The organism is Marinospirillum sp. (assembly GCF_014859565.1).
Genome location: NZ_JACUUA010000092.1, coordinates 1 through 12,927 on the forward strand (window position 1 = coordinate 1; position 12,927 = coordinate 12,927).

Genomic DNA, 12,927 nt, shown 5'->3' on the forward strand with positions numbered 1-12,927 from the left:
ACTCACGCCCGTGTGGCTCCAGAAGCACGACTGGCTGCCGGAATTACCGATGGTTTGGTGCGTGTTGCCGTGGGTCTGGAAGATATAAACGATATCAAGGCTGACCTGACTGCTGGACTCTCCTGATTAAAGGTTAACCACGGCATCAGCCATCCTTGCCAAGGCTGTGATGCCGTGTGTCTGACCTGTGCAGAACAAATGTATCAGAAATGTTTCATTTTGTTTTAAGTGACCCCATGTTAACCCCACGCCGCTGCTGACTTATATCCCTGAATCCATCATGCTGCTTAAAAGTAGTTTTATGGATTGGTTATATAAGGTGCACATGAGCCAACAGCACGCTCCCCAAAAATTGGTCAAAAGCCCAGCCATGCTGAGACCTTCTATTGCAGAAAGTGGCCTGATTTGTGTGGTGGATGATGATGTTGATCAGGCCGCACTGCTGAGAATGAATCTGTTGCGAGCCGGTTTTACGGTCACGGTTTTTGAAGATTTAAATGCGTTTCGTAAACAGGTTGAATCAGGGCAGCTGCGTCCGGTTGCCGTAATCATGGATATGATGTTCCCGGAAGGGTCGTTGGCCGGTGCACAACTGATTCAGGAATTGCAGCTGGATGAAACATTTCAGGTGCCGGTCATTTTCACCACCGCCAGAAATGACATACAAGCGCGACTGACAGCCTTGCGTGCTGGTGCACATGCTTATCTGACCAAACCCCTTGATATAAATCATCTGGTGTTCAGGCTCTACGAGCTGCTGGAGTCCCATGATCCCTGGCGCATTCTGCTGGTGGATGATGAAAAAATTCTGATGAACATCCATGCCCGCCTGTTACAAGGTGCCGGTATGCAGATCCAGATGCTGGATGATCCAATGCGTTTGCTGGAGGTCTACAAGAGCTTCCAGCCGGATGTAGTGTTGATGGATCTGCATATGCCCGGTGTCAGTGGACTGGAGCTGACCCGACTGCTGCGTGAGTATCAAGGTTTGGAGCAGCGCCCGATCCTGTTTGTTTCCGGAGAGGATGATCCGACCAGTCGGCTTGCAGCACTGGAAACCGGTGCGGATGACTTTCTGATCAAGCCGGTGAATGGTCAGCAACTGGTCAGCACTATAGCGGCTCGTGCACGTCGCTCACGCCTGGATCAGCAGATACAGCAACGGATGATCAGCTCACTGGCAGACTTGCTGCGCCACCGCCAGGCGCTGGATCACCATGCCATTGTCAGTGTCACTGATTCACACGGCAAAATCACCTATGCCAACGAGCAGTTCTGTCGTGTATCCGGTTATAAACAGTCTGAGTTGATTGGACAAAGTCACCGTTTGTTAAAGTCAGGTCATCATTCTCCTGAGTTTTATCAGAATCTCTGGACTACCATCAGTGCCGGTCTGATCTGGCAGGGTGAGGTCTGCAACCGCAGGCAGGATGGCAGCTTTTACTGGGTACGCTCCACCATCACCCCGTTTTTTGATGATGCGGGCAATATTCGCCAGCACATTTCCATCCGCACCGATATCAGCGCGTTAAAGGAAACTCAAACTGCACTGATGCAGGCAAGGGATGAGGCTGAGCGTGCCAATAAAGCCAAGTCCAGATTTTTATCCAGTATGAGCCACGAGCTGCGTACCCCCCTGAATGCCATTCTCGGCTTTACCCAGATGCTGGATGGGGATCAGAACCTGACCGATGACCAGCAAGACAGCCTGAATGAAATCAACAAGGCAGGCCAGCATCTGCTAGAGCTGATCAATGAGTTGCTGGATCTGGCAAAAATTGAGTCAGGGCACATCAATTTGACGCTGGAAGACTTATGGCTTGCTGAGCTGGAAGAGGAGTGCTGCCCGCTGATGCAGCCGCTGGCAGCACAGAAAAGCATCAAGCTGCAGGTGAATTTTCCGGAAGGTGCACAAGCCCGTGCCGATCGAATGCGTCTGAAACAGGCGCTGCTGAATCTGGTATCCAATGCCATCAAATACAACCGCGAGCAGGGAGAAGTGGAAGTGTTTGTCACCCCGGCAGAAGAACCTGGCTGGTTACGTTTTTCCGTGCGGGATACCGGACAGGGCATACCGGCAGAAAAGCTGGTGGATCTGGCAAAACCCTTTGCCCGACTGGGTGCAGAAGATACAGACATTGAAGGAACCGGCATAGGCCTGACCATTACCCGGCAGTTGGTCAGGATGATGGGTGGGCGCACGGGTGTCGAAAGCCAGGTGGGTGTTGGCTCCATCTTCTGGATTGAACTGCCGGGTCGTATAGCAGGAGAAACCAACCCATGACACAAACTGAAACTCTAACGACCAGTCGAGTTCTGCTGGTGGATGATGAACCAGCCAACCTGAAACTGCTGCGCAAAATGCTGTCGGCAGAAGGTTATACCCAGCTGGTGGAGATTCAGGACCCGCGAGAGGTTCTGCCTGCTTATCAGCAGCAGCGTCCGGATCTGATACTGCTGGATCTCAACATGCCACACATGGATGGTTATGCGGTAATGGAGGCATTAAAGGCTCTGGATGACCCGTTGATGCCTCCTATACTGGTACTGACCGCCCAGTATCAGCGTGAATACATGCTTCGTGCTCTGGCTGGTGGTGCCAGAGACTTTCTCAGCAAACCTTTTGATCGCCATGAACTGCTGATGCGGGCACGTAACCTGCTGGAAGTGTATCTGGCACATCGTCTGATGTACGACCAGAGGGCGTTGCTGGAACAGAAGGTGGCAGAGCGTACACAAGAACTGAATGCCACACGACTGCAGGTGATTCATCGTCTGGGTCGGGCAGCAGAGTTTCGGGATAACGAAACCGGGCTGCATGTGGTGCGTATGAGCCGCTATGCCGTGGTGCTTGCACGCAGCCTGGGCTGGAGTGAAGCTGAATGTGAACTCTTGCTGAATGCCAGCCCGATGCATGATCTTGGCAAGATCGGTATCCCGGATCACATCCTGTTAAAGCCCGGCAAACTCACGCCGGATGAATACCGCATCATGCAGGAACACGCCAGAATAGGTGCTGCACTGCTGGAAGGTGATGACTCGCCTTTATTCAGGTTGGCGCGGGAAATTGCTGTAAGCCACCATGAAAAATGGGATGGCAGCGGTTATCCCAAGGGGCTGGCCGGTGAAGCTATTCCTCTGTCCGGGCGTATCACTGCTCTTGCTGATGTTTTTGATGCTCTCACATCTTCGCGCCCCTACAAAAAAGCCTGGGCAATAGAGGACGCACTGAATTTTGTCAAAGACCAATCCGGTCGTCATTTTGACCCAGAGTTGGTTCAGCATTTTGAACACTGCCTTCCTGAATTGCTGGCAATTATGCAGACCCATCAGGATAAATCTGCAGAGGAGTTGACAGATGCCAGTTAGAAATCTTGAGTTACCACCCTTTGATGAAATGGTTCGCCTTCATCAGCAAGGATTGCTGGATAACCTGCTGGAAGAAAAAAATCAGGAGTTTATGGCGGCTGTGCCGGAAGACTCCAGAAGACGACCAGAGCTGGAGCGCCTGCAGTTTCAGCTGTGTGGATTACGTGCTCGTCATCAGGGTATGGGGCGAATTATAGCCCTCTCGCGTTTGATGCATGAAAGTCTGGCGCAGATGATTAAACTGCTACATTTTTCCGATTTTAAGGCTATCGACAACAAAACCAATGCACCCAGGTTGCTGTTGGTTCACAAGAAGATGGATTGAGTTAGTCATAGGGTATGAAGCATGAAAATAACACTTCCCAAGGCCATCTGGTTGCTGCTGGTTTTACTCCCCTGGCTGTCTTTTCCTGCTGGAGCAGAAGCAGCCAGTGAAGAACCGCCGCTCATCGCCTTGATTATGGAAACGGAGCCATGGGGTTTTTACCACCCTGCAACCGGCGAGCTTCAGGGAATCTGGTTGGATATTGCCCAGGAGTTGGAGTTGACCTCGGGTCTTTCGCAAACCAAACGCCTGGCACCCTATGCACGCGTGATCGAAGGCCTGGCAAACGGTGCGGCGGATGTGAGTTACCTGATACGCTCTGAAGACCGAGATGCTGAGGTGACCCATGCTGGGCATTTATTTGATTTTGGTTCCATCGTTCAGGTACGTCAGGGCATTCAGCTGAAAAGTTATGATGACCTGCAAGGCTTGCGAATCGGTGTGTTGCAAAGTATTCGCCTCTCACCTCGATTTGATCAGGATCAACAGCTGCACAAGGTGATGGTTCGCAACTATGAAAATATGTTGGCCATGCTGGCAGCGGGGCGGCTGGATGCAGTGTCGGGCAATAGCCTTTCTCTGGCTTATCTGCAAGAGCAGATGCAAATGCAAGGCCTGGTAGGGGATCGTCTGGTACTGCAAGTCACTCCCGTTACCGTGCAGTTTTCACAACGTAGCCAGAGGCTGGTTCAGATTCCACGCATCCAGAAAGCGGTTGAACAACTGCGAGAAGAAGGCCGCATTGATGCTGTTTTAGATGCTTGGGCCGGTAAGCTTTGGCGGGTTGATCCTGCTGAGGTGGTGCAATGAGTTCACCGAGTCGGGTCAGTCTCGCCTGGCGTCAGACACGCTGGACATTTCTTGCCGCTATTTTGCTGGGTATTATGATCAGTTGTCTGTTGATTCTGGTCGATTTTCAGCAAACCAGTGACAAGATTAAAACCTCGACACAAGAAATATTACTGACGGCCTCTAATGCCGCGACTCAGGCGGCTTATACACTGGATACCACACTGGCCGAAGAAGTGCTGGTCGGTCTTTCTTCTGTTCAGGCGATTCGCTCCGGTCAACTGGTCACTGAAAGTAATCGCGTTCTAGCCCATCTTGATCGCCAGGATCAGCAAACAGGTCAGCTGCTGGGTCAGTTGCTGGGTAAAAAGCTTCAATTCAGCCATGCTTTGGTGTGGCAAAATCCTTTTACGGGTGAGCGCCAAACCGTTGGTGAGTTAAGGATAGTTGTAAATGGAGCGCTGGCCGCCGAGGATTTTTCTCGTCGGGTTGGGTTTGAGCTGATTTTTGGCGTGGTGCGCAATATTCTTTTAGCCTTTGTGATCCTGTACATTTCCAAATATTTATTAACACGCCCTCTGGTGCAGCTGGTGGAGCAGATACTGAACCGCAAGCGTGAAGATTCCACTCCTTTGCAAGCCATTGCAGGCCACCAGGAAGATGAGATAGGCCGCGTGGTGCAAGCCTTTAATCAGTTGCTGGATTCCTTGCAGAAGTCCACCGCCGAGGCAACACAAGCCAGAAAAACAGCAGAAGCCGCCAACCGTGCCAAATCCGAGTTTCTGGCCAACATGAGCCATGAAATTCGCACGCCAATGAACGGCATCCTGGGCATGAGTGAGCTGGGTTTAAAAGAAACCGATCCTGAAAAAATGCGTCATCAGCTCAAACGGGTGAACCAGTCCGGGCGGTTGCTGCTGGGCATTATTAACGACCTGCTGGATTTTTCAAAAATCGAAGCAGGCAAGCTGGAGCTGGACCCTCAGCCCTTCCGCCCTGAGCAGCTTCACGATGAGTTAAACAGCCTGTTTAAAGGCAACGCGCAGGACAAGGGCCTGGCATTTCATGTGGTCGGTGATCCGCCGGACATTTGCACGGCTTGCCTCTATGGTGACGTTCAGCGGCTGCGCCAGATTTTAATTAATCTGCTCGGCAATGCGATTAAATTCACCGAGTCAGGCTCCGTCACCTTAACAATGCAGCAACTGCAAAGACCCACGGAGGATGGCACGCTTTGGTTTGAGTTTAGTGTGGTCGACACCGGCATTGGCATCAGTGAAGCCCACCAAAACAAGATTTTTCAAGCCTTTAGTCAGGCCGATACCAGCATCACCCGCCAGTATGGGGGCACGGGTCTGGGCTTGGTGATTAGCCAGCGCCTGGTACAGCTGATGGGTGGTGAAAAAATAACCGTCCAAAGCCAACTCGGTCAAGGGACTGGTTTTTCCTTTGCTCTACCGCTGCGCTGTTGTACCGCTCAGGAGCAAGCTGCTTTTAAAAAGACTCAGTTACAACACCCCAGCCATCCCTCATCTCTGGCAGGACGTGTCCTGCTGGTGGAAGACAATGAAATCAACCAGGAAGTGGCAGGAGCGCTGCTCACGCAGCTGGGGCTGGATTATGAAGTTGCCGAAAACGGCCAGATCGCCGTAGAAAAAGCGAGAAAGCAAGCTTTTGATGTGATTTTAATGGATATTCAAATGCCGGTGATGGATGGTTATCAAGCCACACGTGCCATTCGTGAATTTAACCCAACCCTGCCGATTATTGCCCTGACCGCCGCTGCCATGATCGAAGATAAAAACAAAGCGCTGGCGGCGGGTATGAACGACCATCTGTCCAAGCCGATTCATCCCAGCCAGCTTTATCGCCTCTTTGTTCAGTATTTGCCCGCTGCCGCTGAAAAAAGTCCTGCACAGAAACCCACCCTGCTGCTGGTCTGCATGGATAAAGATCAGCTTAAAAAACGGGCAAAAGAAGCCCAGGCTGACTATCGCGTTAAGGTGGCAGTGAATCCAGAACAGGCAGAGGCTCTTATCGTCAGCGGTGATCTGGATGAAGCCTGGCTGGTTGAAACTCAGCAGCACCAGCAAAAAGAGCTGCTGGAGTTACAGACTCGTCTTGAGGCGGCTGGAATTGGCTGCCAATACCAAGGAGCTGGGGCGAAGGATTAACTTTTTGCCCCAGAGTGCAGAGAACAGGAAATCTCTTGAAGGCTGTTTTTTGATGAAACCAAGAAAACACTTTTTTAGAAGTTACCGAAGCTTTTTCCCGTTAATGCTGCTCTTGCTGCTGATGCTGAGCTTGTTGCTCACCACCACCTGGCAGGAATACCGTCATGCCATTCAGCAGACAAAACGCCACACTGAGCAGTTAACCCATGTGCTGGCTTTGGAGATTGAGCAGGGTTTTCGTGATGTGGCCGCTTTGCAAAATGCGCTCATTGCAGGGTTGGAGCTGGAAAAACAGTTGCTGACTGCAAGCCCTGAACTGACCCGTGTATTGCAGGCGCTGGCTAAGGAGTTTTCTACGCTGGGTAGCCTGAATCTTTATGATGCTCAGGGGCAGCAGGTGGCTTCCTCGGTTCAGCCCTTGCCCAGAACCTCCATTGCCGACCGTAAACACTTCCTGCGTTTATATGAGCAGGCATCCAGCTATTCAGACTTGATCACTTCACGCACCACCGGACAGCAGGCTATTTTTCGGATACAAGGCATCTACGATCAACGGGGTCAGCTGTTGGGCGCGGTAACGGCTGAAATCAGCTTGGCACGTTTGCAGCAAAAGCTTTCCCAGGTTATAGACGATCCCAAGGGAGTGGTCTTGGTACGCCGCAGTGATAACTCAAATTTGGTGGCCCGCTACCCGCGTTTTAATAGCGCTGATTTTAATCAGCCCTTGCCTGAAGATAATCCTATATGGCGGGCCATTATCCAAGGGGACAACAGTGGCAGCCTCAGTTATATCGCCAGCACTGATGGGAAGCCACGGGTCGGGTACTTTCAGTTACTGGAATCAGCACCCTTTTATGTACAAGTCGCTGTTTTAAAGAGAAAAGCACTTGCAGGCTGGTACACCTATCTTGCCGTGGTGGTTCCTCTGATTGGCCTGCTGGCGTTGGTCTCTTTACTGATTTTACGCCACCTGGCGCGTCTGCAAAGCCAGGTGCATCAACAGCAGAAGCGTGCCGAAGAGGCCAATCGGGCCAAGTCGGAGTTTTTAGCCAATATGAGCCATGAAATCCGTACCCCCATGAACGGCATACTGGGCATGAGTGAGCTGGGACTAAAAGAAACCGACCCGGGAAAAATGCGTCATCAGCTGCTGCGGGTTAATCAGTCGGGGCGTTTGTTGCTGGGCATCATTAACGACATTCTGGATTTTTCCAAAATCGAAGCAGGCAAGCTGGAACTCGATCCACAGGTATTTCAGTTAGAGCAACTGGGAGCAGAATTGCATGATTTATTTAAAGGCATGGCGGCAAACAAGGGGCTGGCTTTTGCTACCCGCAGTCAACCGGAAGAAGCCTGCAAAGCCTGTCTCTATGGTGATAACCAGCGCCTGCGTCAAGTGCTGAATAATCTGATCGGCAATGCCATTAAATTTACGGAATCCGGTGAAGTCAGCCTGACGCTGACATTCAAACAGCCCGCAGAGGCACTTGATTCTTCTATCGTTTGGCTGGAATTTGCCGTGCAAGACACCGGCATTGGCATGACACCCGAACAGCAGGCCAGATTGTTTCATGCCTTCACCCAAGCCGATACCAGCATTACCCGCAAACACGGCGGCACGGGCTTGGGACTGGTGATCAGTGAGCGTCTGGTGCGTTTAATGGGAGGGGGTGATATTCAGATTCAAAGCCAGCCGGGTGTTGGCTCCACCTTCAGCTTTGCTGTACCGATGCGCCTGTGTACCACTGAACAAAAGGCACAACTCTTGTCGCAAGAACAAACACATACCAGCGAACACCAGCCCTTAGCGGGTCATGTATTGTTGGTGGAAGACAACGAAATCAACCAGGAAGTCGCGGGAGCGCTGCTCACCCAGCTGGGTGTGACCTATGACATTGCGCCCAACGGGCAAATTGCCGTGGATCAGGTTAAAAATCAGGCATTTGATTTAGTGCTGATGGATATTCAAATGCCGGTGATGGATGGTTACCAGGCCACACGCGCCATTCGTGAATTCAACCCCACCCTGCCGATTATTGCCCTGACTGCTGCCGCCATGATCGAAGATCGTGATAAAGCCTTAGAAGCAGGCATGAATGACCACCTCGCCAAACCCTTAGACCAGCAAGCGTTGTACAGGTTATTGCAGCGCCTGCTGCCAGCGGCTGAACAAACCCGCCCCAAACCGGTGTTATTGATTCTCTGCCCGGATAAACAAGAGTTAAAAAACCTGGCTCAACAAGCCCAGGCGAATTATCAGGTCAGAGTTGCTCATCAACTGGAGCAGGCGGAAAAACTGATTCAGCAGGGTGGCATCGACCTGGCCTGGCTGGCGGGGGATTGGGGAGAGGAATCAGCGCAGCTGCTTGAGCGGCTTTCACAATCAGAGATAGTCATTGCCGCTCCACTTAGCACTACGTAAAGACTCAAATAGCCTGCTTTTGCTCTGCTGGAGGTAGCATGAGAGCCTGTCCACTAAAAAAGCAAAATACTCCGATTAATCACCCATCACCACTCGGTTACGCCCTTGTCCTTTGGCGGCATAAAGCGCAGTGTCGGCTTTTTTCAGCAGGCTTTCCGGGGTTTCATCGGTTAGCGTTTGGGCAATCGCTCCCAGGCTAACGGTGACGTGTCCTGCCACCTGTGAATATTCATGCTCAAATTCCAGCGCCTCCACTGCCGCTCGTATGGCTTCTGCGATTTTTTCCACACCGCTGGCATCAGTTTCTGGCAGTATCGCCACAAACTCCTCTCCACCATAACGTGCAAATAAATCCCCGGGGCGATGGATCACCTGTTGCAGGGCTGTGGCTACGCTAATCAGGCATTCATCGCCCTTGCCATGGCCGTAGTGGTCATTAAAGGGTTTAAAGTAGTCAATATCCAGCATCACCAATCCCAGAGGTTTGCCAATGCGTGCGTGGCGTTTTATCTCATGATTCAGCGTGGTGTCAAAATGACGGCGGTTGGCGACCTGGGTTAAACCATCCACCTGCGACATATTTTCCAGCAGGTCGGTTTTAACCTTCAGGCTCATGTGGTTGCGAATGCGTGATTTCACAATATCCGGGTGGAAGGGTTTGCTGATGTAGTCCACCGCGCCCAGATCCAGCCCTTTGGTTTCATCACTGGCTTCATCCAGTGCGCTGATAAAAATGACGGGGATGCGGCTGGTGGCTGCCTGGTTTTTTAACTCCCGACAAACCGCATAACCGTCCATCTCCGGCATCAGGATGTCCAGCAAAATCAAATCCGGTGGGCTGCTGCTGCGGGCAATCTCCAGTGCCTTTTGTCCCTTGTTGGCGACCTGGATGGTGTAGTCATCTTTTAACAGGCTCGCCAGCACTTTAATGTTGGCGGGTTGGTCATCCACAATCAGCAGGCTGCGTTTTTGTGGCAAAACAGGCCGCTGGGGGGTATTAGCAAGTTCAGGCTGGGGTAAGGCGGTGTTGTGGTCGGTCTGAATAGTCTGGGTTTTTAACCAGGGCTTTAAGTGCTCAAATAACTGTGGGCTGCTGAGGGGTTTTCCCAGGTGGTCGTTCATGCCTGCCGCCAGGGCTTTATTGCGGTCTTCCACCAGTGCCGCTGCGGTTAAAGCAATAATCGGTAAGTTTTTGTTGAACTGGCGAATTTCGCGGGTGGCCTGATAACCATCCATCACCGGCATCTGAATGTCCATCAGCACCAGATCAAAGGACTCTTTGCGGACTTTTTCAACCCCCTGAGCACCGTCATCGGCGAGGGTGACTTGCAAGCCCATTTGCTCCAGCTGCGACTGCACCACCTGCTGGTTAATGGGGTGATCTTCCACCACCAGCACGCGCTGGCCACAGAACACGCCCTGCTGATTTGCCAGGGGGTTGCTGATCTGTAGTGGAATGGCCAGGGCCGATGCCGGTGCTTCGGCCAGTGGCAGGGACAGTACAAACTCAAAGCGGCTGCCTACTCCGGCTTCACTGTACAGATGGATGCCTTCACTGCCCATCAGCTGCACCAGTTTCTGGCTGATGATCAACCCCAGACCCGTGCCACCATGACGGCGGGTAATGGAGGTGTCTGCCTGACTGAACGCCTGAAACAGCCGCTCCTGTTGCTTGGGTGTCATGCCTATACCGGTGTCCTGGATGCAAAAGCGCAGCGACACCTGCTGGTCTTGTTGTTGATCTGGGGAGGGTTCATCCAGCTCAATGGTTAACGTCACTCTGCCCTGTTCAGTAAACTTGATGGCGTTGGCCATCAGGTTGGTCAGTACCTGCGTCAGGCGCAGCATATCGCCTTGATACCACTCAGGAAGATCCGGTTGCAGGTGCAGTATCAGCTCCAGTCCCTTTTGGCTGCTGGGCAGGGCAAACAGGGTTTTCAGGTGTTTAATGACTTCATCCAGGCGGAAGGCTTCAACCTTGGCTTCCATTTTTCCGGCTTCAATCCTGGAGAAGTCCAGCAGATCATTAACAATGCCCAGCAACAACTCACCGGAGCGGTGGATCTGCTGGGTGCGCTGCCGGATGTCGGGGGGAAGATTTTCCGCGAGCTGTAACTCACTTAGCCCGATCACCGCATTCAGCGGGGTGCGTATCTCATGGCTCATGTTGGCTAAAAACTCGGTTTTAGCCAAACTGGCGGCTTCGGCAGCTTCTTTGGCCTGCACCAGCGATGCTTCGTAGTCTTTGCGTTCCTGGTAAACATCGGTCAGGTCAATGGCTGCGGCGGCCATGTAAGCGGGTTTTCCCTGTTCATCCAGCATCATCATGCCACTCATCAGCATGGGAAACGCCTGGCCGGTACGATCAGCATGCCAGATTTCTGTGGGTGGGAACTGTCCTTGCTCTTGCATTTTCTTCAGCAGCGAATAAACCGTGTCCATCTGATCCGAGTGATGAAACACCGAAACATGCTGGCCAATCAGCTCGCTCTGAGTGTAGCCATGCCGTTCGGCAAGAAATGAATTGACGTAAATGATACGCCCCTTAAGATCAATCACTGCATTGCCATAGAGTGCATTGTCAGAGATGACTTTAAAACGTCGTGCTTCTGCTTCTGCCTTGCGGCGTTTTTTCATCACAAAAGCCAACACCAGAATAACGCCCAGTAACACCAGTGAAGCCACCAACGTCTCCAGGCGTTGCTGGTAGTGCCAGAGGCCATGATCCAGATTACGACTGGGGGTAATATCATGAATGCTGGATAATAAAAGGGTTTTACCCTCCCGCTCGTAGGGGTGGTTATGCACCTCGACAGTGCGTATTTTGCCATCAGCCAGTCGCCGTTCTTCCGCCACCTGCTCTGTACTCAGGGTATTAATATCGGCAATGCTCATGCCTTTAAGCAGGGCTGCATCATGGCCGTAAAAAGCAAGTGCAGCAGGATTGGCTTCCAGAATTAAACCAGAAGCAGGATCAATCCACAGCATGGGCACACCATGACGCTCAAAAAAAGCATCAAAGTGGATGGAGTCTGCCCAGGCTGTTGAGCTGGCAAAGCCAAACAATAAACAACAAAAAACCGCAGCCCGCAAAAGAGTTTTGAGGCGAACGCGGCAATCAAAACCTGTTTTTTTCGGGGTGTTCAGCGCTTGCATCAATCACTCTCCTTGCGCGGATCCGTGGATGTCAATTAATTGATTAGGTGAGCGAATTTAATTGCTCCAGCGCTTGTTCAAAATCAAACAGATCCAGCGCGTTGATCATCTGCTGCCACTTTGGGCGTAGTTCGTTGGGCAGGCTGTTGCTGAGTTGCTCCAGCTCCTCGTCGTCAATGTATTCGTTGGCTGTTATGCGCTGTTTCAGTCGGTCGAGTTGTGCACGGGTGGCCGCATCCATCTCGCTGGGTGCTGGGGTTGCTGTGGAGGTCGCTGCTGGTGTGTCAGAGTCCTGCCTGTGATTGATGTAAACCTGGATTTGCTGTTGTGTTGTTGCCATCACCTGACGGAGCTGGTCAATTTGTTCTCTATTGGGGCAGTGTTGTTGTTTTAACAGCCTGTCTATATCCTGGCTGATGTTAAAAAGCGCCTCGGCGGCCAGATTGCCGGCCACGCCTTTCAGCCCATGATTAAGCTGCTGCGCCGGTTCGAATAGCTTTGTATTCGCTTTTGTATCCGCGTCCTGCTCCAGCTGTTGCAGCAAATCCAGAATAGCCAAAAAATCCTGGGTGATTTGATCACTGAACTGTTGCAGCAGTTTTTTGTACAGGGTTTCATTACCGGCAACCTGCCGGATGCCTGCTTGAACATTCAGCAGGCTGCCTGATTCTTGTAAGCCTGGTTCTTGTAAA

The 12,927-nt window shown here is 51.8% G+C and carries 9 protein-coding genes; 7 read left to right on the plus strand and 2 right to left on the minus strand.

The genetic code is table 11. The features are described from left to right. From IBX50_RS11835 to IBX50_RS11865, 7 genes are all read left to right on the plus strand, one after another. Window positions 1-126, plus strand: a 126-nt coding sequence (locus IBX50_RS11835) for a PLP-dependent transferase (protein WP_292256116.1), incomplete at its 5' end; no start/stop codon positions are given. 199 nt (window positions 127-325) lie between these two features. Further along, a complete protein-coding gene (locus IBX50_RS11840) occupies window positions 326-2,284 on the plus strand; it encodes a response regulator (protein WP_292256105.1) in 1,959 nt (652 codons plus the stop codon). Then, window positions 2,281-3,369, plus strand: coding sequence for an HD domain-containing phosphohydrolase (locus tag IBX50_RS11845; protein ID WP_292256106.1), 1,089 nt, complete (start codon window positions 2,281-2,283; stop codon window positions 3,367-3,369). Before IBX50_RS11840 ends, IBX50_RS11845 begins: the two co-directional genes overlap by 4 nt. Beyond that, complete coding sequence (locus IBX50_RS11850) at window positions 3,359-3,694, plus strand: DUF3135 domain-containing protein (RefSeq protein ID WP_292256107.1); 336 nt, start codon at window positions 3,359-3,361, stop codon at window positions 3,692-3,694. The genes IBX50_RS11845 and IBX50_RS11850 overlap by 11 nt, the downstream gene beginning before the upstream one ends. A gap of 21 nt (window positions 3,695-3,715) precedes the next feature. Then, a complete protein-coding gene (locus tag IBX50_RS11855; RefSeq protein WP_292256108.1) occupies window positions 3,716-4,504 on the plus strand; it encodes an ABC transporter substrate-binding protein in 789 nt (262 codons plus the stop codon). After that, complete coding sequence (locus IBX50_RS11860) at window positions 4,501-6,657, plus strand: response regulator (protein WP_292256109.1); 2,157 nt, start codon at window positions 4,501-4,503, stop codon at window positions 6,655-6,657. Before IBX50_RS11855 ends, IBX50_RS11860 begins: the two co-directional genes overlap by 4 nt. Before the next feature lie 52 nt (window positions 6,658-6,709). Continuing rightward, complete coding sequence (locus IBX50_RS11865) at window positions 6,710-9,079, plus strand: hybrid sensor histidine kinase/response regulator (RefSeq protein ID WP_292256111.1); 2,370 nt, start codon at window positions 6,710-6,712, stop codon at window positions 9,077-9,079. 75 nt (window positions 9,080-9,154) lie between these two features. Here IBX50_RS11865 and IBX50_RS11870 read toward each other — a convergent pair whose 3' ends face one another. Beyond that, window positions 9,155-12,235 (minus strand): response regulator, encoded by a 3,081-nt coding sequence (locus IBX50_RS11870; protein WP_292256113.1) that lies wholly within the window; start codon window positions 12,233-12,235, stop codon window positions 9,155-9,157. Window positions 12,236-12,278: 43 nt separating this feature from the next. Then, window positions 12,279-12,927, minus strand: a 649-nt coding sequence (locus IBX50_RS11875; protein WP_292256114.1) for an Hpt domain-containing protein, incomplete at its 5' end; no start/stop codon positions are given.